The 24,994-nt window shown below is 56.7% G+C and carries 24 protein-coding genes; 5 read left to right on the top strand and 19 right to left on the bottom strand.

The window, feature by feature from the left end; translation table 11 throughout:
• The first annotated feature begins 29 nt into the window (after positions 1-29).
• Entirely contained in the window at positions 30-641 is a 612-nt protein-coding gene (locus tag THECO_RS03700; protein ID WP_015253726.1) for a hypothetical protein, read from the top strand.
• A 39-nt stretch (positions 642-680) separates the two neighbouring features.
• On the opposite strand, the gene THECO_RS20380 is transcribed toward THECO_RS03700, so the two are convergent.
• The 5 genes from THECO_RS20380 to THECO_RS03670 all read right to left on the bottom strand — a co-directional run bounded on the left by THECO_RS20380 (position 681) and on the right by THECO_RS03670 (position 4,781).
• Positions 681-1,349 carry a TetR/AcrR family transcriptional regulator gene (locus THECO_RS20380; protein ID WP_015253725.1) on the bottom strand — a complete coding sequence of 223 codons (669 nt, stop codon included), beginning with the start codon at positions 1,347-1,349 and terminating at the stop codon, positions 681-683.
• A gap of 497 nt (positions 1,350-1,846) precedes the next feature.
• Positions 1,847-2,959, bottom strand: a complete 1,113-nt coding sequence (locus tag THECO_RS03685; RefSeq protein ID WP_015253723.1) for an NADH-dependent flavin oxidoreductase — start codon at positions 2,957-2,959, stop codon at positions 1,847-1,849.
• Positions 2,960-3,147: 188 nt separating this feature from the next.
• Positions 3,148-3,837, bottom strand: coding sequence for an LrgB family protein (locus THECO_RS03680; protein ID WP_015253722.1), 690 nt, complete (start codon positions 3,835-3,837; stop codon positions 3,148-3,150).
• Positions 3,830-4,177: a CidA/LrgA family protein gene (locus tag THECO_RS03675; protein ID WP_015253721.1), complete on the bottom strand. Its 348-nt coding sequence runs from the start codon at positions 4,175-4,177 to the stop codon at positions 3,830-3,832. The genes THECO_RS03680 and THECO_RS03675 overlap by 8 nt, the downstream gene beginning before the upstream one ends.
• Positions 4,178-4,268: 91 nt before the next feature.
• Positions 4,269-4,781 (bottom strand): hypothetical protein, encoded by a 513-nt coding sequence (locus THECO_RS03670; protein ID WP_015253720.1) that lies wholly within the window; start codon positions 4,779-4,781, stop codon positions 4,269-4,271.
• Positions 4,782-5,127: 346 nt separating this feature from the next.
• Here THECO_RS03670 and THECO_RS03665 point away from each other — a divergent pair, with 346 nt between their 5' ends.
• Together THECO_RS03665 and THECO_RS21540 are read left to right on the top strand one after the other, a co-directional pair.
• Positions 5,128-5,559: an aminoglycoside phosphotransferase/kinase family protein gene (locus tag THECO_RS03665; RefSeq protein WP_041853779.1), complete on the top strand. Its 432-nt coding sequence runs from the start codon at positions 5,128-5,130 to the stop codon at positions 5,557-5,559.
• Positions 5,544-5,690 (top strand): hypothetical protein, encoded by a 147-nt coding sequence (locus THECO_RS21540; protein WP_157373514.1) that lies wholly within the window; start codon positions 5,544-5,546, stop codon positions 5,688-5,690. Before THECO_RS03665 ends, THECO_RS21540 begins: the two co-directional genes overlap by 16 nt.
• A 48-nt stretch (positions 5,691-5,738) precedes the next feature.
• Here the strand turns inward: THECO_RS21540 and THECO_RS20375 are convergent, their stop codons facing one another.
• From THECO_RS20375 to THECO_RS03650, 3 genes are read right to left on the bottom strand one after another with little or no spacing between them, the layout of a single operon-like run.
• Entirely contained in the window at positions 5,739-7,037 is a 1,299-nt protein-coding gene (locus tag THECO_RS20375) for an S-layer homology domain-containing protein (protein WP_015253718.1), read from the bottom strand.
• Entirely contained in the window at positions 7,003-7,629 is a 627-nt protein-coding gene (locus THECO_RS20370; protein WP_157373513.1) for a leucine-rich repeat domain-containing protein, read from the bottom strand. The genes THECO_RS20375 and THECO_RS20370 overlap by 35 nt, the downstream gene beginning before the upstream one ends.
• A gap of 23 nt (positions 7,630-7,652) precedes the next feature.
• On the bottom strand, positions 7,653-8,348 hold the full coding sequence (locus THECO_RS03650) for a copper amine oxidase (RefSeq protein ID WP_015253716.1): 696 nt from the start codon (positions 8,346-8,348) through the stop codon (positions 7,653-7,655).
• A gap of 248 nt (positions 8,349-8,596) precedes the next feature.
• Between THECO_RS03650 and THECO_RS03645 the strand changes: the two genes are divergently transcribed.
• Complete coding sequence (locus THECO_RS03645; RefSeq protein WP_015253715.1) at positions 8,597-10,624, top strand: AAA family ATPase; 2,028 nt, start codon at positions 8,597-8,599, stop codon at positions 10,622-10,624.
• Between the two features lie 266 nt (positions 10,625-10,890).
• On the opposite strand, the gene THECO_RS03640 is transcribed toward THECO_RS03645, so the two are convergent.
• The 7 genes from THECO_RS03640 to THECO_RS03610 all read right to left on the bottom strand — a co-directional run bounded on the left by THECO_RS03640 (position 10,891) and on the right by THECO_RS03610 (position 19,502).
• A complete protein-coding gene (locus tag THECO_RS03640) occupies positions 10,891-11,643 on the bottom strand; it encodes an iron ABC transporter ATP-binding protein (protein ID WP_015253714.1) in 753 nt (250 codons plus the stop codon).
• Positions 11,640-12,692, bottom strand: coding sequence for an iron chelate uptake ABC transporter family permease subunit (locus THECO_RS03635; RefSeq protein ID WP_015253713.1), 1,053 nt, complete (start codon positions 12,690-12,692; stop codon positions 11,640-11,642). Before THECO_RS03635 ends, THECO_RS03640 begins: the two co-directional genes overlap by 4 nt.
• On the bottom strand, positions 12,689-13,711 hold the full coding sequence (locus tag THECO_RS03630) for an ABC transporter permease (protein ID WP_041854131.1): 1,023 nt from the start codon (positions 13,709-13,711) through the stop codon (positions 12,689-12,691). The genes THECO_RS03635 and THECO_RS03630 overlap by 4 nt, the downstream gene beginning before the upstream one ends.
• A 25-nt stretch (positions 13,712-13,736) precedes the next feature.
• Positions 13,737-14,807, bottom strand: a complete 1,071-nt coding sequence (locus THECO_RS03625) for a siderophore ABC transporter substrate-binding protein (protein ID WP_015253711.1) — start codon at positions 14,805-14,807, stop codon at positions 13,737-13,739.
• A gap of 513 nt (positions 14,808-15,320) precedes the next feature.
• Entirely contained in the window at positions 15,321-17,570 is a 2,250-nt protein-coding gene (locus tag THECO_RS20365) for an S-layer homology domain-containing protein (protein ID WP_015253710.1), read from the bottom strand.
• A 245-nt stretch (positions 17,571-17,815) separates the two neighbouring features.
• Complete coding sequence (locus THECO_RS03615) at positions 17,816-18,199, bottom strand: hypothetical protein (RefSeq protein ID WP_015253709.1); 384 nt, start codon at positions 18,197-18,199, stop codon at positions 17,816-17,818.
• Between the two features lie 61 nt (positions 18,200-18,260).
• Positions 18,261-19,502: an ISL3 family transposase gene (locus THECO_RS03610; RefSeq protein WP_015253098.1), complete on the bottom strand. Its 1,242-nt coding sequence runs from the start codon at positions 19,500-19,502 to the stop codon at positions 18,261-18,263.
• Between the two features lie 179 nt (positions 19,503-19,681).
• Here THECO_RS03610 and THECO_RS03605 point away from each other — a divergent pair, with 179 nt between their 5' ends.
• The gene (locus THECO_RS03605; RefSeq protein WP_015253708.1) at positions 19,682-20,146 is read left to right on the top strand and encodes a copper amine oxidase N-terminal domain-containing protein; all 465 of its coding nucleotides are present in this window, start codon (positions 19,682-19,684) and stop codon (positions 20,144-20,146) included.
• A 68-nt stretch (positions 20,147-20,214) separates the two neighbouring features.
• On the opposite strand, the gene THECO_RS03600 is transcribed toward THECO_RS03605, so the two are convergent.
• The 4 genes from THECO_RS03600 to THECO_RS03585 form a co-directional block, all read right to left on the bottom strand.
• A complete protein-coding gene (locus THECO_RS03600) occupies positions 20,215-21,036 on the bottom strand; it encodes a hypothetical protein (RefSeq protein WP_015253707.1) in 822 nt (273 codons plus the stop codon).
• Between the two features lie 58 nt (positions 21,037-21,094).
• Complete coding sequence (locus tag THECO_RS03595) at positions 21,095-21,574, bottom strand: RNA polymerase sigma factor (protein WP_041854128.1); 480 nt, start codon at positions 21,572-21,574, stop codon at positions 21,095-21,097.
• 293 nt (positions 21,575-21,867) lie between these two features.
• Positions 21,868-22,761 (bottom strand): copper amine oxidase N-terminal domain-containing protein, encoded by an 894-nt coding sequence (locus THECO_RS03590; protein ID WP_015253705.1) that lies wholly within the window; start codon positions 22,759-22,761, stop codon positions 21,868-21,870.
• A gap of 717 nt (positions 22,762-23,478) precedes the next feature.
• Positions 23,479-24,990, bottom strand: a complete 1,512-nt coding sequence (locus tag THECO_RS03585; RefSeq protein ID WP_041853721.1) for a hypothetical protein — start codon at positions 24,988-24,990, stop codon at positions 23,479-23,481.
• Positions 24,991-24,994: the final 4 nt, after the last annotated feature.

Here is a 24,994-nt window from a genome sequence, read left to right as displayed (position 1 = left end):
AAGTCCGTCAGAGCTCGGAGTGGATGTCCATGGTTTTCAAGGAACGGAAGAGGTGCACATCTAAAGTTATTGCCCTCGCGGTGTTGAGCGGAATGGTGATGGCAAGCGGGTGCTCCGGGAATCCGGGACCTGGCAAGACCAATTCGGATTCCCTTGTGATGTCCCAATTTGAATCGAACGACGAGCCGTCTCCAACGCCGACCGATGCTCAACATCAGGATTCAGACGCCAAACTGTCCGAAATCCATTATACAAGCGAACAATTGGACCGGATTTCGAAACTTGCGGCGCAGGCAGGTTTGACCAAGGTGTATCTGCCCCGAATGGCCGTTGAAGGCAACCCTCTCGCCGATGTTGAACTCCATGAGAACACCTTGATTCTGCATTACAAATCCATGAGGCTGGAGCAAAGCGGGAACGCCCGGGATGACGTGGAGGGGATGCATATCCGGCAAGTGGAACCGGGGAATGGAGCGACCGGAGAATGGCTGAACGGCGAGGACTTTGCGCCCAAGCACCGGTTCTTCAGGTTCCGGATGGACGGGATGCACTTTTTCATGGACGATTACATGTATCTTCCCGAAGAGCAGGTTCAATCCATCGCCGAGTCGCTCGTTGAACTTGATGAACTCAGATTTTAAGAATTCCTGTCGTCCCTGAGACCAGGATTAACGTGCCTGTCAAGGCTTGACCATGCGCATGATGACATCGGTATAAGGATAATGCTTGTCGTATTCCTCCGGATTCTCCAGCGCCAGCGTCGACAGCCCCTGAATGCATTGGAAAATCATCAAGGCCAGCTTCTCGGGGGCGTCCCGTACGATCTCGCCGCGCTTCTGTCCCTCGGTGATCAGTGCCATCATGGTGTCGCGGACGGTCTGGAACCTTTTCATCAGCAATTCGCGCAAATCTGCGGCATCCGTCGAATCTTCCTTCAGGTTCGAGAAGATCCTTCTCATCATTTCAAGGTTGTTGCCTGTCGCGGCGGCCCCTCTCGCTGCCTGGGCGGCGATTTCAAGCGGACTCGCCTGACGGTGCCTGGGCTGGAGCATGCTGTTGATGAGCGCTTCCAGCCGCTGCGTCGGCGTATCGCCGGCTTGCATGATGCGCTGAGACAAATCCGCATCGGTTTGCAGCGTCTGCTTCAAAAGTTCACAAACGATCGCTTCCTTGTTCGGAAAATAATGATAAATCAGCCCCGGACTCACGTTGGCGGCAGCCGCAATGTCCGTTATGGTCATGGCCCAGCCCTTCCGTGCAAAAACCGTTTTGGCCGCATCCAATATATTCTCGCGCTGCGCTTCTCGGATCCGTTTGTTCTCTGCTTCTGACCGCGGAATGGTGATCATCCCCTTGGCAAACCTGTCGTCAAATTTTCATCCGGCTAAGGATGGGATGCAACAATTGATGGAGCGTGTAGAACAGCAGGGCGGAAGTTACGCCGATCCGTGTGAAGGGCCGGATCCCCCGATAGAAGTCCGAGTCCGCCAGAGAAAGCCACCCTTGTCCCGAAAAAATGGCGCCTGTAAGGATGAGCATGTACAATCACGTTCCGACAAATCCGGCTCCCGCATACAACACTGCCCCGGCAATGAGCCTTAACACGGGATGCCGGATTTTCCATTGCTGCAGCACGGCATCCATAAGAATTGAAAGCGGCGATCCACGAGCATTACGGCCGGGGTGATATACGTGAACAGAATGAGAAAGTTGACGTGAAATCCTTGATATGCGCTTATGAGCAGCATGCCGGCCGCCCCGGACAAAATCACGGAGGTGAGTACGGCAACGCACAATCGGGGCACCAATGCGACTTTCAACGCGGACATTCCCCTCTTTTCCCTGTTTATGCTTCCGGCTCGACGGGGAACCAACCGGGAACGCGCATGATGATCCCCCACAGCGGGTCCGGTATGGCCAGACGATGCTGGTCGTGCCTGGAAAGTGTCGTTCTGATTTCATTTTCTCTTCCTTGAGCGATCTTTTCAAGCCAATCCGGTTCCATCACCAATTCACGTCCCAAGGCAATCAGTGGAATTCCCGATTGCAGCGCCCGGACAGCCTCCTCCGCCGCGCGAATCGATCCGGCGCCGATGACGGGGATCTGCCCACCGGCTCGTTCCTGTATGATTTCCACATACGTCCGGCCGCCGCTTTCCCCGTTCGGGACGGACCAGAAATCGTTCTGCGAAACATGCAGATAATCCAGCCGTTCCGCGGCTATGGCTTCAACCAGCTCAAGCGTATCCGCCAACGTGATGCCCGGGGTCAACGTCTCCTCCGGCGTGAGGCGATATCCGATTACAAAAGGTTTGTCCGCATGCAGGGCTGCGACCCGCTTCACTTCCCGTATCACGTCCAGCGGAAAAGCCATCCTGTTCTCCAGCGATCCGCCCCATTTGTCATTGCGCCTGTTCGCATGGGGCGAAAAAAACTGCTGGATCAAGAACCCGTTGGCCCCATGGATCTCCACACCGTCAAAGCCGGCTTGGATCGCCCGTCTGGTCGTCTCGCCGAAAGCGCGAACGATCGCCCGTATTTCCTCCTCCGCCAACTCGCGGGGCACCACAGCCCCCTCCCTTTCGGGCACCGGGCTGGCGCTCACGATATCAGGGATGAAGGGCGGGCATTTGCGTCCTCCGTGGGCGATCTGAAGGACGGCTTTTGCCCCCTTGCCTTGGATGGCGGCAGCCAGGGCGCTCAGACCGGGGATCAATTCGTCCCGATCGGCCGCAGCCGATCCCGGAAAACCGCCGTTCGGCGCCACCGCCGCGGAGCCTGTGATCACCATGCCCGCATTTCCGGCCCGGCGGGCGTAATAGCGCAGTTCCGCTTCCGATACGGTGCCGTCCGCATTGGAAGAGGAGTGCGTCATCGGCGCCATGACGATGCGATTCGACAACCGGACGCCATTGGCGAAAACAAACGGCTTGAACAGCGATTGAAAACTTTCCTTCATTGCGATGCACCCTCTCTTTTCAATGTTTTTGATTAAATATTTCATTCAACCAAAAACAGCTTAGCACCGGCTTCCATCTTTGTCAATCCAATGGAATGCAATTTCATCCGCCGACCTTTATTGCGAGATGATGAAAAAGATATAAAAAAAAAAACGAAGCTTCGGGGCGTATGCGCCCTGAAACTTCGCTACAACAACCACCAATAAACAGGCACAAAGATGATCGGCGTCAAAATCGCCGAGGCCGCCATGGCGAATCCGCTGATCGAGCCCTGGATCTCGGACTCCAGCAGCAGGCGGGCGGTGCCGATGCCGTGGGAAGTCGTGCCGAAAGCCGTGCCGACGGCGATGTCCGAGCGAATCCCCGCCAGGCGCGACAAGGCCGGCCCGAGCACGCTGCCCGTCAGTCCGGTCAGCACGGTGAACACGGCGCCCATCTCCGGCACGCCGCCGATCAGCGACACGATCTCCACCGCGACGGGCGAAGTGACGGTCTTCGGCAGCATGGAGAGCAGCACCGGCCGCGAGCCGCCGAGCAGCCACAGCAAGAGCGCCGTAATCCCAATGCCGAACAGCGTGCCGAAGGTCATGCCGGACAGGATTGCGGCGATCTTCCTGCGCACCAGCGGCCAATGCTTGTAGATCAGCGTGCCGAGCGCGATCGTCGCCGGTCCCAGGAAGAAAGATACCAGGCTTCCGCCGGCATTGTAGTCCTCATAGGGAATTCCGGCGCACAGCAGAAACACGATGAGCACGGTCGAAGCAGCCAGCAGCGGATGGAGCTGCCGGAACCATCGGTCCCGTACCCAGCAGGACAGCGCGTACGCCCCTACGGTCAGCGTCACGCCGAACAGCGGATGGCTCGTCCACTCACTCATGCCGCGTCTCCCTCCGCTCCAGCCACTGTGTCAGCCATCCGGTGACCGCCAGCGACAGCAAGGTGCTGAGCAGCAGGCCGCCGATGATCGCCAGCCAGGATTCCCGGATTTCCCCGAAATAGACCATCGTGCCGACGACGAACGGCAGGAAGAACAGCAGCATGTGCTTGAGCAGAAACTGCGCCGATTCCTCGACCCACTCGAGTTTGATGATTTTCAGGAACAGGCAGGCCGTAAACAGGATAAGGCCGATCACATTGGCCGGCAGCGGCAGCGATGTTCCTTTCTGAATCCATAAGCCCAACAAGTGAAATGCAAGCAGTATGGCGAAACCGGCCATCTCTCTCACCACTCCCCTGATGGATCCAGTATAGCATGTGATGGATTATCCGGATGTCATTTTGAACTAGAGATCTTGCCCATCAAAATCATCATAAGACGAGGGGACAGGAAAATGGTGTAGTATCCAAAACGGTAAACCAATAATGGTTAATTTTGATGTACCGATCAAACGCTCCGACATTCCCATCATTCGCTTCTGCGATGTCCAGTTCTTCATCAGATCTTAAATCCGTCAATCTTTCCAATTCAATGTCTCCGTTAAAAATATCATCCTCCACTTTTTTCAGAATGACATCGACACGTATGATTTGTTGCAATTCCTGAATCCTGCTCAAAATCAATTCATACTTTTTCGAAATGTTTCCCTCTTTGTTCGCTTTGTTCTGATAGTAGAGTGTGACGACAACCGTAACCAACGTAATGCCGGAAAAGATCGTGTTCAATGCGCCGAACGAATCTCCGAACTGTCCGCGTGTTTCCCAACGGTTGATGAAGGTTGTAACCATCAAAGCATAACATGCTACAAGGAGCAGCAATCCCAGGTATAGAACGATTGTCGCTCTCTTGACACGACTACTCCCGGATATCCTTCTCTTACCCATGAGAACCTCCGCAAACGTTTTCTATGAGTCTACAATACCAATCAATCACCCATCAAGTGATCAATTATATTCAAACATTACCCGTATTTCTCAACCGTTCTTGGTATGATGGTACTGGATGAATATCTTAGGAGGCGGTTGAACTGAGCCATAATGCGGACATCGCCCTAAAAGTCTTGTCTCAATATGCCGTTGTGTGCTGATCGCTCGATTTTATTGGCCACAGCGAAGCGCCGTCTATAAATTCACGGATCGGGAAAGCAACCATTTCAGTCTGGAAGTCCACAAGTCGAGAAGCGAAAACCTAGAAAGCTTCTGGGCGTCGCGGGAAGCGGTTCGTTCCAAGATGATATGGCTTCGCGCCTTAAGCCGGGAGACGGACATCACCCTGTCCGCTCCCGTCATGAACGTTCAAGGGGATCTCGTGACGATTGTGGACGGTGTCGCCTGCTCGCTGCTAACATGGGTGGAGGGCGAAGTGAGAAAGGATTTTGCGTCCGTGGAGAAAGTCAGCGCCATCGGCGAAATGACCGGCAAGCTGCACAGACAGTCGTCGAATTGGGCCATCCCGGAATCCTTCACGCGCCCGGTACTGGACGATGCCCGCATAATGAAGGCGTTCGTAAGCCTGGAATCCGCGTCCCTGGTCGGGCAAGCTTCCCGCGGACTTCGCTCCGGGCTGAGTTGCTTCGTGCCTACGCCAGACATTACGCGCTGCCGCGAAATCATGTCGAGCTGCTGGAAAGATTCTATCTCGCGGCGATGCTCGATACGATGAACTTCTGGCTCGGCCTGCCGGACTGGACGGAATGGCTGCCCGACCATATCCGCAAGCTGGCCGGCCGGGAAGCGGCCGCGTATCTCCGCGAGGAATCGTTCCTGTTCGGCGGCACGCCGTATTGGGAATGACAACAGGAAAGCCGCCCGACCTCCATTCGGTCGTGCGGCTCATCATGCCTACGTACTCAATCGCTGCGGCGTCTTGTGCTCCGCCTTCGTGATCACATTCCGGATGAAGCGGACGGCCTCCGCGCGGGTCAGGTAGTCGTCGCCGAAGTACCCTTCGATCGTGGCCGACGTCTTGCCGCTCGACAGCCCTTTGTCCAGCAAATATTGGATGGCGTCGTTCCCGGTCAGCCGCTCGCCCTGCGTGGCGGCGATCAGCTCCGCCACGGCCCGCCTCGTGATCGGCTGGCTGCGCTGTTCCGGCCATACCGGATAGCCGTACGCCAGCGCGAACTCGTAATATTTCCGGCTCCACGGCGTGCTGACCGGTTCCTCGGTGAGCCCGCGCATCGCGATGAGCAGCATTTTGAGGAACTGTTCCTCCGTCGTGATGCCGGTCGGATCGAATTTCCCGTTCCCGATGCCGTTCACGATCCCGCGCTCATACGCCCACTGGATGTCCGCTTCCGCCCAATGCCCCGCAATATCGGCAAAAAGATGCCGGCCGCGGATGATCGGAAGGTCTTCCCATTCCGCGGCGTCTCCCCCGTTTTCCGCGGAACCGTCCGGGCCGGCCTCTCCCGAACCCGCATCGCCCGGTCCGCCCGCTGCCGAGCCCGTATCGTCCGCTGCCGAGCCCGTATCGCCCGCTGCCGAACCCGTATCGCCCGTTGCCGAACCCGCATCGCCCGCGCCGTCCTCCGCCGCCGGATCGGGATCGCCGCCGGGCGCTGCTGCCTCGTCCTCATAAGGGTACGGTTTGCCGGGATTCTGATCGCTCACATCCACGGTCGATCCCCTGACCAGCCAGCGGTTGATCACCGTCGTGTTGTCGGCGCTTTCCGTGTCGATGCGATTGCGGGCGAGATACACTTCGTGCGGAACCAGGTTCTCGATCGGCTTCAGGCTCGAGATCCAGTTGTCTTGTGCATCGAGGATGAACAAATCATAGAAGTTTTTGAGCGCTTCGAGATCCCGGATCCGGTTGTCGTCCACCTTGAGCGTCCTCATCTGCGTCATCGATGCGATCGGCGACAGATCGGCAATGAAATTTCCGCCCGCGTCCAGCGCGACCATGCGGGACAGTCCGCTGATCGGAGTCAAATCGTGAATGGCGTTGTTGCGGATCGACAATTGGATCAGATTGGTCAGACGGCCGAGATGCCGAAGCTCGGCCTCTTCCCGCAAATTCACCTGGTTCAGATGCAAATGGCTGAGCAGCGTGTTTGCGGTGAGCGATTCCAGGCTTCTGACCGGATTGCCGCTCAGATTGAGCTCACTGAGCGAAGTCCAGTTTACGCACAACGTCAATGTTCACGATCCGGTTATTTTGCAGTTCCGCCCTCTCCAGATGGGTCAGACCTTCAAGTCCGTCCAGCGAAGCAATGCGATTGCCGGACAGGATCAGCGTTCTGAGCTCGGTCAGGCTGCCGAGCGGCCGGATATCCTCCAGCAGATTTCCTTGCAGATCGAGGCCCCGGAGCGTCGTCAGTTCCGTAATCGGGGTGACATCCCGGATCTCCCATCTGCTGGCAACCAGATAATCGACGTTGCACGGCTTGAACGCCTGGATGCCCTCAAGGGACCGGATCTTCCCCGGCGCCGAGGAATAGATCGTCAAGATGCGTTCCCATTTACGGGAGAATGCTTCGCAATAACGGGCAATGTCCGATTGGCGAATCACATCGCCTTCGACACCCAGTTCCTTGATCGCCCACTGCTTCAGAATGGGATCCGGGAATTCCACGACCGGGTCCGAACCGGGCAGCGGAATCCGGATATCCGGAAGCGGGATCAAGGGTCCCGTCAAGGAAGCCGCGGCCGTACCGGTCCAGCCGGCTGCGCCGATCAGCAGCGCGCCCAGAATCACCAGCAATGCCCTTAATCGGTGTCGGTGCCGCACCTCCGTCTCCCCCTTCCGCCATCTCATTGATAGTACGATTTGTCCACCGCGATGCGCACCGCAGCCGACTTGTTCGGCTCGGTCGTCATGACGTCGACGGACAGCGTCCGGATGCCGGTGATGTCCACCTCGATCTCCTTCAGACCGTCGGCTTCCGTCACGACGACCGACTTCAGGATGACCGTACCCGTCGGGTCGTTCCGGTTCACGATCCGCAGGTCGACGTCGTCGCCGTCCACATCGACATAGAGCACCAATTTGGAATACTTCGCATCCGGCTCGAGCTGGATATAGCTGTTGGAGTTGATGACGTTTCCGAACAGCGCCACGGTGCCGTGGTCGGTTCCGTTGATCAACCGCTGCGAAGCGTCGCTGATGATCCGCGAAGACACCGGCCGGTAATTCTCGGTGATGACCGGCACTTTGGTCGTCCTCTCGCCGATGTAGATCGTTTTGCTGGCCGCATCGTAGGCGATCGGCACGCTCAGCGCTTCCGCCACGGCGCGCACCGGGAGATACGTCCGGCCTTCGAACGTCATGGGATAGAGCCGCTCGCCGGCGACGTTCATTTCCCACGGTCCGCCGTTCAGCACAATGGCGATCTCCTTGTTCAGATAGGCCCGCACCTCTTGCAGCAGGGCATCCCCCGCCGCGGTAAGCGAGAGCGAGAAGCCAACCATCATCGAAATGACCGCCGTCAGTAACATGCGCGTTTTCATCGTCAATGCAACCTCCATCAAGGTGAAATGGTTATGGAACAGTCCCGCCGATCCTGATCCCATCGTAAGGGAAGCCGACTCCCACTTTCACTGCCACCCTCGCCGAAATTTCACCGCGCGCGGATGGGACTTGAGTCACTGTCGCCAAAGCCCTCCCCATCTGGCGATAAATTCCTTATTTCGTACAATATCCATCCGGAATTGGGACATTTATAATGAGAAATACAGACGGGGAAAGGAGAGAGGTCATGAAGAAAGTGCACGATCTGCTGTCCGAAAGGCGGTGTTTTGTAGGCCGGAAGGATGAGCTGGCACTGATGGCGGATCATCTCTCCCGAAAAAATGAGAGCTGGGGCATTCTTCACGTGCACGGTCCCGCCGGCATGGGGAAGACCGCGCTGCTTCAACAATTCGCCCTGATGAACGGCTCGATCCCGTCGATCTATGTCAAAGCCAATCCGGCGTTTGCCGACCCGGAACAATTCGAACAGGCCGTCCGCCGCAGACTGGCGCAGCTTGCGGTCGGGGAAGACGGCCCGTCGGCCGGCATGAGTCTTGCGGATACGCTGAACCATGTTGCGGGGAAACACGGGGGGCTGATGCTCCTGCTCGACGGCCTGAGCGAATGGACGGATATCGGGTATTGGCTGCGCGAGGAATGGCTGCTGACCCTGTCCACGGACATCCTGGTGTTCAGCGCCGGCAGGCAGCCGCTACTCGATTGGCAGACCAGCTACGGCTGGGCTCATCTCATCCGGAACATTCCCCTGGGACCGCTGCCGAAGGCAGACTGGATCGGATACGCCGCCGAACACGGCATCACGGATCTGAAGACGATCGATCTCATCGGCCGGGTAACGGAAGGCGTTCCCCTGGCGATCAACCTCGTCTGTCAAGACATCCGCTCGCGGGGCGGGAAATGGCGTCCGGAGACGGACAAACGCTCGCTGCTGGACATGTTCGACCGGGTGATCCTGCATCCGGACAATCTGTCCGGGGTCAACCGGCTGCTGCTGGATCTGGCATCGCTCGTCTATACGTTTGACCACGAGATGCTGGAATACATTCTGGGAGAAACCATCCCCACCGCCGAGTTTCAGCTTCTGTGCCAATCCTCGTTCGTCCGCGTTAATCCCGAGGGCGGCTGGACGGTCAGCAACGGCATCCGAAGGTGGGCGAAGGAAGGGCTCAATCGGCGTTCTCCCGAAGCCTATGCGCAGTACAAGCTCCGGGCGGAGCAGATCCTGGAGCGCAGGACAGCCGCCGCGGCATCGTCGGCCAACGAGGTCCAGCAAGAGATGCGCAGCGGAAAAATGTTTCTCCACGACAACGACATCATCCACGGCTATATCTACTACGACGATGGGCTGCACTTGGCGGGCCGGCCCGCCAGACGCGAAGATATCCCGCTTCTCCGGGAGATGTACCTGAAGCACATCGTCGCATACCCGGAAAACTTGCCGGACACTTCGCATCAGGAACAATATCTGACGGATGTGTGGAACGTCGATCCGTCCGTCATCCATGTCTTCGAGGATGAAGGCCGGCTGGCCGGATTTTACGCCGCGCTGCCGCTGGACGATCCGCGTTTCCGCGAGTTGCTGGACCGCAACCCGGCAACCCGGGCATTCTCCGCCTGCACGCCGCGGGAACCCTGCGACTGGCTGTATTGGCTGATCGCGAGCGATCCTCCGCTTGATCAGGGATTCGCGGGACAGGTGCTGCGCGACATGCTGCAGAACAAGCTTCCGGGCAACCGGATCACGATGATGATGCCGTCGGTCGAGTTCACCGAAGCGGCCAAGCTGGTCGGGTTCCGGGAAGTGCCGGAAGCGTTCTGCCCTTCGGACGACGGCTGCAGCTTCTATTTCTTTCAGCTCGATGCAAGGCAGCGCACTGCCGGGAATCCGGACCCCAAGGAAGCATCGGAAATGTGGTCGGAGATCGCCAAGACACTCCTTGCGTCGTTCAAGCAGCTGGAGCTTCGGGAACCGGTGCTGCATCAATGTCAGCGCATATGGGGAACGCACTACAGTCTGAGCCAGCTGGTAAGGTATGTGCAAAATACGATCATCAGCGAATGGCGGCGTCTGGAACACGGATCCCCGAAGGAGCGGAAGATGGCCCGGATTCTGTACTACGCCTACATGCAGAAGATCGGCACGCACGAAGTGGTCGCCGAACGGCTGGGGCTTCCGTCGTCCACCTACTACCGTTACTTGAGCAAGCTGATTCGGGAGATTGCGCGCGCGTTGCAATATTACAGGGGAGTCTGACGCACTGGTCAGCCTCCCTTTTGTGTGTCCAGTCCGGGGTGACCGAAGTGTTGTTCGCCCGGAAGGTGAAGTGGAGGCGGAACGTGGTGCAAATGTGCACCATATCAAGCCCGAAAAAGGTGGAACAGCCAAATATGGTGCAAATCTGCACCTTATTCACCAGATCCTGCGAAATTCGTCCAAAATGTAGTGCAAATTTGCACCAAATCAGCGCATAAAAACGGCAAAGACTCCGGCGCATGCCGAAGCCCCAACCCATTCCCTCATTAATATACCGCGATCTTGCCGTACGGCCCCTTGATGATCTCGATTTTCGTCTCGAAGATGTCCGACAGAAGATCCGGCTTCATGATATCTTCCACCGTGCCGAACGCGGCGATCTGCCCGTTCTTCATCGCGCAGATGCGGTCGGAGTACCGCGCCGCGAAGTTGATGTCGTGCAGCACCATGAGGATGGTCCGGCCGAGCTCATTTGCCGCCCGCCGCAGATGTTCCATCATCTGCACGGCCCGGGCGATGTCGAGATTGTTCAGCGGCTCGTCAAGGAGCACGTACTCCGTCTCCTGGCACAGCACCATGGCGACGTAGGCCCGCTGCCGCTGGCCGCCCGACAGTTCGTCCAGAAACCGGTGCTCGAGGTCGGTCAGCTCGAAGAAGTCGATATATTTCGAGATGATCGCTTCGTCTTCCTTCGTCAGCCGGCCCTTGGAGTACGGGAACCGGCCGAATCCGACGAGCTGCCGGACCGTCAGCCGCGTGATGAAGTGATTCTCCTGCCGGAGGATGGTCAGAATTTTCGCAATGTCGTTCGACCTGGACCTCGCGACGTCCATGTTCGCGACCCGGATCTGCCCCTCGTCCATGTTGAGCAGCCGGCCGATCATGAGCAGCGTGGTCGACTTGCCCGCGCCGTTGGGCCCGATCAGCGAAGTGATCCCGGCCTTCGGGATTTCGAGGTCCAGGGGACCGATCCGGACCTCGTCGCCGTACGACTTTCTGACACTCTTGATCGTGATCATAGCGACCTCTTCCTCAAAATGACGATCAGAAACGCGATGCCGCCGAACAGTTCGATGATGACCGATACGACGGTCTGCGCGCGGAACACGTGATACAGCAGCAGATACGCGGTTGTCAGCATGCAGAACCCGATCGCGAACGCCATCGGCAGCACATACCGGTGGTCGTATGTAGGAGCCGCCTGATAGCTCAGCAGCGCAACGAGAAATCCGAAGAAAGTCATCGGACCGACGAGCGTCGTCGAGACCGACATCAGGACGGCGATCAGGACGAGCACCAGGATGATGTTCGCCTGATAGTTCACGCCGAACGCGGTCGACACATCCTTGCCCAGCGACAGGACGTTCAGCTTCCTGGAGAGCAGGTACAGGCACAGCACCGTCACGAGGACGAGCGGGATGACGATCGGGAAATAGTCCGCGTCCGCGTTGTTGACCGAGCCGATCAGACGGGCCTGCAGCAGATCGAACTCGGACGGCGAGAGCACCCGGCGCATAAATCCGGACACCGCGTTCAGCCCGGCGCCGATGATGATGCCGATGAGCAGCATCAGGTGCAGGTTGCCGTACTTGCCCGACAGCAGCCAGCCGAACAGGATCAGGCTCAAGGCAATCATCAGCGCAACCTGCAGGAAGAAGGCGCCCGTGCCGGTGAACTTGACGAGCGTCGCCGCGCCGAAGAAGAAGAGCACGCTCGTCTGGATGAACGAATACAGCGATTCGTAGCCCAGCAGCGACGGCGTGATGATCCGGTTGCTCGTGACCGACTGGAAAGCGACCGTCGAGAAGCTGTGGCAGAGCGCCGCGATGAACATGGCGACGACAGCCTTGAGCCGCCGCTGGACGACCGGGATGAACGACGGCGAATCGACCGGCACCGGATTTTTGTACAGGATGAGTCCGAGCGTGGCCAACAGCCCGACGCCGATGAACAGGATGAGCAGCATCCAGTAGCGCCGCTCGTCTCTCCGGGTGCGGAAAGCGCCGGTGGATCCGGCGCGAACGCCGGCGCCGCGATTGGCGGCGAGACCGATATCCAATGTGCTCATCGCAGCCTCCTGCTTCTTCGTTGCCGCAGCAAAATCAGGATGAAGACGACCGCTCCGACCGTTCCCAGGATCAGCGAGACGGGCACTTCGAAGGGCATGATCACGACCCGGGCGATGATGTCGCACAGGGTGATCGTGCCCATCCCCATCAGGCAGACCCACGGCAGATTGCTGCGCAGATCATCGCCCCGGACCATGGAGATGATGTTGGGGACGATCAGTCCCAGGAACGGAATGTTGCCGATGACGGCGGCGACGATGCCGACGCAGACAGCGATCAGGGCGTTGGCCAGCACGATCAGCCGGTTGTAATTGACGCCCAACGTCGTGGCGACTTCTTCGCCCAGGCCGGCGATGGTCAGGCGATTGGCATACAGGAAAATGATGACGGTGACGATGACGATGATCCACAAGTATTCGTATCTTCCGATCTGAACGGGGGCGAACGAGCCGATGAACCAGTTCTCGATCACCTGCGACATGTTGAAATAGAGCGTCACGAAGGTGGACAGCGCCGAGATGACCGCGCCCAGCATCAGCCCCATGATCGGAACGATCAGCGACGAACGCAGCCTGACCCGCCGCAGGAAGAGGAAGAAGATCATCGTGCCGACAAAGGAAAACACGATGGCACCGGTCATGCGCAAGACGAGCGAAGGCCCCGGCACAAGCAGGTAAACCGCGAGCAGTCCAAGACCCGCCCATTCGGTCGTCCCGATCGTGGTCGGCTCCACCATTTTGTTCTGGGTCACAAGGTGCATGATCAGTCCCGTCATCGCCATCGCGGCGCCGGTCAGCATCAGGGCGATGGTGCGGGGCACCCGGGTGATGAAGAACATGTCCCTGCCGTCCGCCTGTCCCCATATGTCGTACACGCCCGTGAACAGCGAGATGACGCCGAGCGCCATGACGGCAAATATGGCGAGAACGAACGGTACGGTGAAAATTTTCTGGGGGTTCGCACTCTGACCGGAAAACGGAGGTTGAGAACGGATCTCAACCTCATTCAGCGAACGCATGAGCACGGTGCCATACTCCTCCGGTTTACTTCTTCAATGCGTTGGCAAGCGCTTCGAAGATTTCAATGAACGTCTGGATCGACTCGTTGGTGTACGTATCCGCCGGAGCATATACGATTTGTCCCTTCGTTATGGCCGTCGTATTTTGCAGCGCAGGCGAATTTTCGATGACGTCCTGGGCCGGCACCTTCTCTTCCGTGCTGTTGATGCCCGCGTCGCGGTCCATGACGAACAGCCAGTCGGGGTTGCTCTGAGCGATCGCTTCCACCGAGATCTCGTCGCCCTGGTGGTCGGTCGTCGTATTGTCGACTTGCAGCGAGGGCACCCAGCCGAAAATGTCGTACAGCGGACCCCACACGCGGCCGTTGTGCGGCGCCGAGTAGCCGATGTTGCCGCCGGAGACGATGACGCTCATGACGGTGTCCGTTCCGTTGTAGGCGGCCTTGGCGGCTTCCAGCGCCTGATCGAATTGCTCGATCAGCGCTTTCGCTTCTTCGTTCTTGTCGAAGATCTGTCCGAGCAGCGTCGTAACCTCTTTGAAGCCGTTCACCAGTTTCTCGCCCGCGGTGCCGTCATCGGCGGACACATCGATGTTCAGGTTGACGACCGCGGCGTTCGGAACCAGCTTCTTGATGTCTTCATAGTAGCTCGCGAAACGTTGGCCCACGATGACAAGCTCCGGATCGACCGCCGCGATGATCTCCAGGTTGGGTTCCCGGTGGTTTCCGATGTCTTGCACCGACTCATCCGACACATAGCCGGAGCCGGCCGGCATGACGCCCTTCGGAGCCGCGGCGAGCTTGATGCCCCACGCTTCGAGCGTCTCGAACGTCCGGTTGTCAAGCGACACGACCGTCTTCGGATTGACCGGAATCGTGACCGTATTGCCGCTCGCATCCGTATATTCGATCGTCGCCGGCTGCTCGGGTTCGGCCGCGGCCGTGTCGGCCTCATTCGGGCCGGCGGCACTGCTCGTGTTGTTGTTCGCGCCGGCATTGCCGCCGGAATGGTTGCCGCTCGTCTTGTCCGCGCTGCCGCAAGCCGCAAGCGCCAGAACGAGTACGGCGGTGAGCAAGAGGGTTGCATATCGTTTCATTGCGTCTCTCCCCGTCCTTTGCGTTTTTCTTATTGATAATGAATATCATTATCACAGATGAAATTATAGCAACCCCTTTTCCAAATTTCAACACTGAAAAATGTGAAAAAATATGGCAGGCTGTCTTGGCGACAACCTGCCTTACGATTCGGTCTCTTATCGTTTCAGTCTGATCCGAATCGCACCCATGTCTTCGGATGCCGGATCGTTCTACCACAATACGAGCAAACATCCAGGCCGAAAGCACCATCTCTCCCAATTTGTTCTATCGGTCGTCCGCATACCTTGATCTATTGGATTCAAACATTCATACCCGGAATAAACGGAGGCGCGTCCCGTGCGAGAAAACAAATCGGCCGGCGCGGGAGATGGATCTTCCGGCGATGAAGGATGAATGGCGGCGGCCCATGATGCGGATTGTTTCGGCCGGGAGAAACCGGAATGATCACGCGTCTCCAATGCAAAAACGCGTCGGGCGCATACGCATCCCGTGCGCATGCGCCCGTCCTCGGATTACCGGATCTGTTCGCCGCCCTCCAGCCGAATCTCATAATAATGGTCCCGCGACGCTTCTTCAATTTCAAGATAAGCCCAATGGGTCGCCGGCACATCCGGCCAGCTCGGCCGCGTGACGCCATGCAGCGGACCGCGTCCGAACATCCGGTTGATTGCCGTGACCGCTTCCGCCCGGGTCAGATGATTGTCCGGCCCGAATCTGCCGTCCCCGTAGCCGCCGAAGATGCCGGCCGCAGCAGCCGCCTCGATGGAAGCCGCCGCCCAGTGGGTCGGTTTCACGTCGGCAAAACGGGGGTTCGCACCGGCCGGTGCGCCGAGATTCTGGTACCGCGCGGCGATGGCCGCCATCTCGGCCCGCGTGACCGGAGCGTTCGGCCTGAAGTTGCCCTGGGCGTCCCCGCCCATCAGACCGGCGCTCTTCACGTATTCGATCTCGGCCGCCGCCCAATGGGTCGGCTTCACATCCTTGAAGGTGCCTTGACCGCTCCGGGCGCCGCCAAAGTCCAGGTTGCGCGCCAGCAGCACGGCCAGCTCGGCCCGCGTGATCGCCTGATTCGGCCGGAAGGTGCCGTCGCTGAAGCCTCTGATGTATGCCGGGTGATACAGCACCTGCTCATCCGGCTCCTGTCCGTCGCCGGGCGTGTCCGGGGTTTCCGGGGTCTCATCGGGTTCCGAAGGATCGGGCGACGGAGCCGGCGGCACATAAGGCACGCCGATGTAGAGCCGCTCGACCGATACTTTCGCAACTGCTTTCTCGACGACTCCCTCCACGGTGCCTTCCACCGTGAAGGTTCCCGGGTTGGCGTAACTTGCCGGATCGATCGCATCCCATACGACTGCGCGCTCTTCCGAAGCGATGCCCGTCGCATTGCGGTTGATGTTCACTTTCACCGTCTTGGGCAGCGCCGGCGCGGTTCCGACCGTCGTACTGACGCTCACGTCCTCGATGCCGCGCACCTTGCTCTGCGCGAACAGCCAGTCGATGAGCATGCCGCGCTCCTCGTCCACGTACTCGTTGTAGACCGGGAGCCATACGGCGTGGCCGTCGAACTTCCAGCCGTTGTACGGCGGGTTGTTCAGCCGGTTCTCCGGCAGAATGCTCAGCTTCGAATCATGCCAGAACGGGCTGTAGGTATTGTACGTTTCGACAACCCGCTCGTACAGGAAGTCGTCCACATCCACGAATACCCACAGCGGCAGGTAGGCGACCGCCTTCGCGGTGGCCTCGTCCGGACCGAACGCGGGACACAGCGGCGCCGCGGCTGCCGGGAGATCTGGAAACGCTTGCAGGAACGTCCAGGTCGACCATCCGCCCATCGAGAATCCGGTGATGTAAATGCGGTTCGGGTCCACCTTGCCGTCTTCGATCCATTGGTCAATGACCGCCTTGACCTTGTGCATCGCCTCGGGCGTCGTCGCGTTCCGCGGCGCCAGCACATGGGTCGGGTGCTTCGCCTGGTTCTCCGGATTCGCCCATACCGTGCCGCCGTTGCTGAACCGGATCGGCGTGTAGATGTCATTGCCCTGTCCGCCCCCGTGGAAGAACACGACCAGCGGCAGCGGCCCTTCGGCTTCTTCATTCAGGAAATAGCTGTAGTCCAGTCCGTCATGATTCGCGTACTTGAACTTATCCAGCACCGGGCTGACGACAGCCGTCTGGGTGAAACCGTCCGGCACGAGGGTCGTTCCGTCCGTGAACGTGATGCCGGAACCTTTGTACGTGATGGTGTACTGCGAATCGAAGCTATAGCCGCCGTCGTTCGTGGACCCGCCGTCGCCCCATCCGACATCCGGGAAATCAATGACGATGTACCGTCCGGTGCCGGAACGGGAGCCGACATCGTTCACCTGGCTCACATACACGTCGATAATCTCGCGCGGGCCGTCATACGCGACGTAATCCGGGTCGACGATCCGGGTTTGCCGCACGTGCGCTTCGAAATCGTCCTTCGACAGCGAGGAGCCGTCGACTTCCTTGCCGGCGTCGATGATGACGGCATCCGTGCGTTCGTGGAAGGCGAAGTTCTCGTTCCTCAGAATGAACGGGAGATATACGGCTTCCGTTACCGTTACAGTTGCCGGCTCCAACTCCGTTTCCGGCACAATTTCCGGCACGGCTTCCGGCCCTTCTTCCAGAACGGTATCCGGAGCCGTCTCCGGCGGATCTTCCGCCGCGATAACGGCAGGGAGGTGGAGCGTCAACATGAGGAAAGCCATCAATGTCGCGATCAGTTTTTTCTTCACCATGACAATTTCGCCACTCCTTTCGTTTATAACGTTTTAGCAAAACGCCGGAGTTGAACGAAATATCCCCCTTTTACCACCCCCGTCCAAGATAATACGTTTTAGCATCGATATGCGCGGTCTCGACAAAACGAAAAAGCCCCTGCCTCGGCTAGGAGCCTCAATTTTCCGCTTTACGGAGATCCATGGACCTATATAGCTTACAATTTTCGGCCCGATGACACGGGAAAGCGGAGCCGGTGAATGGTTCACGGGCTCCGCTGTTCCGGTTGGGCGGCACCTTCCATGATCTTTCCCTCGATGCATGCTTTCGAAATCTCCATCGCGCGGATCAACGGTTCAAACTGATTGTATTTCGGGCTTCCTTGCTCATATTTGCGCTGCGCTTTCGTCGTCTTGTGGATGATCGATTGGACGGGCGGGAGCGCCTCCCTCAGTTCCCGGCTTGTATAATCTGCCGATGGATCGTTGGTCAGAAGCGCCTTCGAGATTTGGAGCGCCTTGATCCTGTTCTTCAGCAGCGAGTGCCGGGACGATCCTTCCGTGAACTTCTGCTGCATTTTCTCGCATTTGGCGATGGTCGAGGTGAGCAAGGCAACGGTCCGCTCCAATTCTTCTTGGTTGAGTTCCATCAAGCTGCCTCCGAAATACAATTATTTAAAAATGGCTCAACATCAAAGTTAGTGCTTGACTTTATGTACCAAATCGTTCACGGTTACATTCGACCAGAAGTCCTTGTACGTAACGTTCCCGGTTCCGGGTGAAGTAATGTCGGCGTTGAAAGGCTTTCATTCGGTTGTTTCTTCCTTCAACCGCCGCATTGGTCCACCGACAGGAGTGATAATTGACGATCTCCGTTCGCCAGTTTCGCATCGTTTTGATGCAGGTGGCTACTGCCGGATGCTGAAAATGTTCCCCTTGTCCCAGCCAGCGGTCAAACCAGATGGCAGCTACTTTGGCGTCCGGTGCACCGTCGTACCATTCCCCAAGCGCTTCTTTCCAGGCATGAACCTGCTGTAAAAGCGACGAATAGCTGAGGATTTCTTGTAACTCCTGCTGCTTTTCAGGGGGCAACGATGCTGCCTGGGGGTTTAGAAGCCGGTGTTTGGCTTTGAGGTTTGCCCGGGCTCTGGCCGACAGCGAACCCTGTACGTCTTTTCGGACCGCCTGAAGGGCATCGATCACGTAACGCGTCACGTGAAACCGGTCCGCGACTCGAAGGGCATCAGGAAAACATTCCTGAATCCAGGCATGGTAATAGGGAGCCAGATCCATCACCACCGCCTTGGGACGAAGCGCCAGAAACTCCGGATGCTTATGCGCATAATCCCGCAATTCTTCCAGTTTGCGTCCGGGCAAAATATCCAGCAACGTCTCGCCTCGGAGGTTATGGATGCCGGTATTGTAGGTATGACCTTTTCGAATCGCAAAATCGTCGATGCCCAGTACGAGATGGCGGCTGCTGGCGGCCTCTTTCCACGCCAATTGCCGAAGCCGTTCACTTTCCACCGACAACCATCGTTGGTGTTTGATCTGCAAGGTGCTGGCCGGCATGCGATGAATCTCCGCACTCTGCTTGACGGTGGAGACCGACGCGGTGTGAATGGCCTGTTGCTCGGACGCGGTACTGTAGCGTTTGCCAGGACCGACAAACGAGTACCGCCAAACAAAACCGGCATGACAACTCTTGCAGAACAGACGAATGGCCGGAGCCAGGAGATAAACGATTTTGCCGAAAGCGTCAGCATGCCGAATTTTCCGGGTTTGGTTGCTGCCTTTGCGAATGACCGAACGATCCGAACGGCAAATGGCGCAAGCCTGCTTGCGTGACTTTGGAACAACCTGAATATGGATCGTTTGCTCATCAATTTCCACAATCTGTTGAACATTTACCTCTGGTAAATTGACTAAAAGATCAGTATACTGGTTGTGCATCTGTCATTCCTCGAGTTGGATTGGTCGCACAACCATCTTATGGAATGTACAGATGTTTTTCAATTTTGGCTCTACATGTTGTCAAGCACTATGTTTGGTATAGAGCCTTAAAAATAAAGAAACTTTGTGCAGCATTCGAGCGTCTTCCCATATGTAAAATTTCTGATGCGAGGTGTCCCATGAAAAAGTTGTCGTTATGCGCCGCAGTGCTGCTTCTGTGCTTGCCGATGGCCGCATCCGCACAGGAAACAGATTATTCCTATTATACAAAATACGCCGTCAAAGTCATCCTGAATGGCGAGGAAATGGATTTCACGCCTCCCGCAACTGCGGTGAATGACAACACCATGGTGCCGTTCAGGCCGCTGTTTGAAGCCCTTGGTGCTGAAGTGATTTGGCAACCGGGCACGAAAACCATTACGGCAACCAAAGATGGTACTACAATCAAAATTACCATTGATAGTCAGACCGCTTATGTCAATGATGAGGAAGTGAAATTGACACAATCTCCTTTCACTTCCAAATACAAAGACGGGAATATGTACACTTTCGTGAACCTCAGATTCATCAGCGAGGCTCTGGGCGCCGTGGTCACATTTACGAAAGAACCCGTGCCGACCGTGTATATTCAGCACTGGGATTGACGCGCGGTTCAAGCATGGAAGATGAGATAGGGGCGCCGTGATGACGGGCGCCCCTTCTTCTTTATGCCTCAGGAAACATTCTTCAACCGTGCCGTCACGACCGTCTGCCCCAGCCGGTTGTTGTCGACTCTCACCTGGATGGCTTTCGTCGTCACATGGCCTTGCCTGTCCGTGATGGTAATGGTGATGGTGTCCTCCTTCAGATGATCCGGATAGTCTTCCAGATTCATATGCCCGATGGACGACCCGTTCTCCGCGGCAAGTTCCCGCTTCTCTTCTTCCGTCAAACTGTCAACATCAATGTCTATCGGATCATACCCGAATCCGTAGAACCGCGAGAAATTGTCCTCGGCGGCCCACTCGTACATGTTCCAGGCCGTCCAGCGGTACCAGATCTGGTCGTATTCGCGGAAATCCTCATCGAAAGTCATCGTCATTTCCTTGTCGTAGAGCAGATTGAAATCAGCGACGGCCGTTCGGGTTTCTTCATCGAAGTGCTGGTAATATTCCACGTTCCAATACTTCTCGTGCTGCGTCTTCGTCCAGTCCACCGCGTAGACATATTCATTTTTCGCTTTAATATGGATCGAGGCGATATTTCCTCCTTCAATATAGAATTCCAGCCCGGGTCTGGAGTCGACGTAGCTGACGGTTGTGACATGCTCATCCCGCTTCCCTTCCCGGTCCGCCAACTTGAACACGGGGCCGTCTTCCCCGGCCTTCACGCTGATCGCGTAAGCGGGTGCCGCCTTTTCGAACGGAAGGTTGACCATGACCACCACCGCCAGCACAAGACCGACCGCGAAGCCCGCAGCCCGTCTCAACCGCCTGCCCGTCACCCGTCCCTTCATCGATCGGCGATTCAACCGCTCCCATATGTGCTGCTTCATTCGAGCTTTCTGCTCCTCATCCGGCGCCATCCCGTCAAATACAGCCCGCAGCCTTTCCTTAGTCAAAGAAATCATCCCCCAACTCCAGCTTCAGGCGCTTTCGCGCATCCCTCATCCGTGTCTTGACGGTATTGATGTTCATTTTGAGCATTTTCGCAATCTCGAGCAGTTTGTAGCCTTCGTAATAGTACAGGTACAAAAGCAATCTGTGGTTGGGAGGGAGTCTGCGCATACCGTCCATCATCTCGTGCTGCGGCAAACTGCCGGAATGCTGCTCATCAGGCATGCCCGAATCCAGCTTGACGACCTTCTTCCTCCACCATCTGCGGTATTCATCCCGGCAGTGATTGCGGGCGGTGGCGATCAGCCAGGCTTTCTCGTGTTCAACACTTTGGAAGGTCATCTTGCTGCGCATGAGCTTGACGAACACGGACTGGGCCGCATCCTCGGCATCCTGTCTGTTGCCCATCATCGCGTAGCAAATGCGGTAGACGGTGTCGATATGGCGTTCATACAGTTCGCTGAATACAGATTCCATGGAATCGTTTGGCTTCATCCGAAAAGCAAATCCCTTCGATCACACGCAGCCAGGGACTTCCCGCCGCTCCCCCCCTTTCATCTATTACACGAATGAGAGCAGGAGAAGGTTTGCGGATTGCATTAGTTTTTTCGCATTTCCTCTTTGATCACGTAAAGCAACTCCAATATCCTGTCGTTAAACATCTTCCATATGTGCCTGCATCTTATTAAGTAAAGAGAGCATGAAATAACAACCATTACGGCCGGAACAATAAAAAAAAGAGACCTGCTGCGGTCTCTTCATGCGTTCTGTTATTTCACTTGATCAATCCGAACCTCATCCGGTATCGGCTGAACAGCGTTGGCCATGGGCGAATCAACGTATTTGCCGGGTCGGGTGTTGCCGTGAAGCATTTCACCGCCGCCTTCTTTCCAATAGTGAACGACATCCGACTGAAACCGGTCCAGATTGAAATAAACTCTGGACTTCTCCTCCGGGGGACGGACTCCTCTTTCCTGGGCGTAAACGCCTTGCTCGGCTCCCAACACCCCTTCCCACACCAGACGCTTCACATCATGCTTGATTTCGTAATAAGAAAGCAGATTTCCCCATTCATAATAGTATCGAAGCGCCTCTCCTTCCGGAAAAATGAACGTATGGGAATGCATCTCTCCTGTACTGCCAAGCGTGTTGACATCCTCGGTGGGCAAGGAGATCGCAATTTTTCTGGCCTCCACCAGATCATCACCATGGTAAAGCGCTTCATACATCTCCTTCTTGTCGGCGCTGCGGATCACAACCGAGTTGATCTCCGGAAGCCATTTCACGTCCGCCTGGAACGCTTCGCTGACAAAGCGAACCGGAACATAGACCCGGTCTTTGATCAATCGGGCAGGCACGTCCAGCGTCATCGTCGTGTCGCCCAGCATGGCCGACTTGCTTCCTACTGTAAGTACCAGCTTACTTTTGGCTTGGGGCGAGGCAACGGTCACCTGTTTCGTCTCGTGATTCCATTGCAAGTCCAGATTCAGCTTCTTGAGCGATGCCAAGGCAACCAGCATCCGTCCATTTACGAGTACGGGAGCCGCGTCCGTATTCATTTTTTCGCTGTTGATGTACAGATGGACTTCATCAGCGGCCTGCAATGGCAGTGTAAAAGCAAGCAGCGACAGAGCAGCGATCAGACAGGCAACAATTTTCTTCACAGCTTTTCCTTCCTCCATCCTAATCTGTAGTTCCGCATGATCCGTTATCCACTCCGGAATCCATTCTACATAACAGACGCACAAATTGAGCTAAAGTTTCTTTAAAAAGCAAAATCCGGATATTAATCCTTTTTAAAGTTGGCTCTGTGGACCAAGGCTTCAATCCGCTGCCACTTGCCTGTATAAAAATGCAAGCCTTGATTAATGACCGCAGCACCTTGAAGGAAAAACAGGAGGGGACATCTACCGCTTCTTTTGGCGACTAATGGCCAGAGTATAGAGGGCAGTTATATGATTTATAAAAGGCGCTCCACATGGAGAAAGGGATTTAGACACTAATATGGAATTATATAGAATATATAATCCTCGAAAGGGGGGGCATGACATTAACTTCCCTGCTGGCCCCAAGCAACTACCCACCGAATGAAAGTCCAAATGAGGCCGCTGCACTCGACAGAGAACCCGGACACACACCTGCGGCCAATGTTTTCAAAATATTTTAATTATTCATTGTATTTTGACGGTTGTAGTTTGGCCGCATTTTTTTACTAGTTAAATAGGAGCTCGGAATTAAGCAGTCGTTCTGAGTCCGAATGAGGGGTGAATGAGGCAGAAATGTCGATGAAGCGGCGCCTATGAAAGCTGTTTTCAAGAATGTGCATGCCAAAGAACCCTCAAAAGGGCATTTTTTAAAAAATGCTATGAAGTCCTTTGGCGTTAAGCTGCCGCCAAGCCTTCCAGCCATTGCTCGACAGAGACGAGCTGCTTCTGCTTCTTCGCTTCTTCCAGCCACGCGTCGGCATGCTGGCACATGGCGATCAAGTACACGCGAATGTTCCAGTGGCGGGAACTGCGCCCGCGCGAAGCTTCCAGGTTGTAATCGACTTTCTGGCGCTTGATGCAACGCTCCACTCCGGTTCGCAGCGCGTAACGCTTTCTCCATTCCTTGCTGTCACGGCGGATGCGCGGGAACAGGCGCGGGTTATCCGCGGTGGATGTGTAGAACGTTCTTCCATAATCGGAAGGCGAGCAGGGAGTCGGGCATTCCCATTTGCCGACTTTGGCGGGACAGCGCCATTTGATGCGCTGTCGCCCGGAACACTTGCCCCAGCAGACCATCTTGCGTCCAATGGGGCAGACAGGAACGCCATCGGAGCCAATTTTCATTTCATTGTATACCGTATGCCCGGAACGCCTGAGATTCAGGTCGATGATGGCGGAAACATCATCGTGTTCCAGCATGGTATAGATCGGGAGGGCGTCGTGGGCCGAATCCAGGAGCGCCTCTCCCACCTTCCAGTCCGAGTACCAGTGACGCAGCTCGCGGTAGCCGCAGATCCATGACACCGAGTCATGTTGGCTGGCGCGAAACAATCGCGGGTACACGGGCAAATTGTAAGGACTGTCGGCTGCGGTGAACATGTAGAGCGTGCGCCCGTAGTAATATTTCTCGCGATAGCTGTCCCAGCCCCAATCGGCATCCGGATCGGAAAATTGCCGTTTGCAGGAGCATTTCCAGTTGCCCGACTTGCGGCAATCGCAAAGGAACTTGCCGTACGAACGCGCGCCGGTTTCAACCGGAGATCCGTCGCCGATGACGCGGAAAGCGCTCGTATCGCCAAGCAATCCTTTTGCCGCAGAAGGCAGGACAAACAGGGATTGGAACAACTGTTGCAGCAGGTCGTGCTCCTTGGGGGCGTAGTGGATCTTGCCCTCGCGCAGGATGCGGGAGACGAGTTTCTCCGTAATCTTGGGGTTTTTGGGCTCTTGCTTTTCGTTCTTTTTGCCCTTCTTCCGCGGCTTCTTCAAGCGGCGTTTGACGCGCCCGGTCTTATGCGGAGTGGATGCCCGCCAAAGCCGGGGGAAAAAGTCGTAGAACGTTCCGACACCCGGCGTCTCACCGGGTTTAAAGCCGCAGACAATGGCATAGACCGGCGTCGTTCGCAGCGCGACGACTCCGTCATCGACACTGAGCCCGAGCTTGGTGAAGAGCAACATGCAGCGGAGCATGTCGGCGGGATCGTGGGGCTTGCGGCCTCTGGGATTGGAGGAGTAAGCCGAACGCATCAAGGAAGCGGTGGCGGACAGATCGATCGGCGTGATCCAGAAGATCAAGTCGCGATAGAAGTGTTGCAAGAACAACATGGCTTCCGGGGTGTCGAACTCCTTGCGCAGTTGATCGCTTACGAAGGTCAAGTAGTCCTGGTGAGAACGAGAAACGATTTTCACACAA

The sequence above is a fragment of the Thermobacillus composti KWC4 genome, from assembly GCF_000227705.2.
Taxonomy (GTDB): domain Bacteria; phylum Bacillota; class Bacilli; order Paenibacillales; family Paenibacillaceae; genus Thermobacillus; species Thermobacillus xylanilyticus.
Note: the sequence above shows the minus strand (reverse complement) of the source record. Positions and strands in the feature narration are given on the sequence as shown.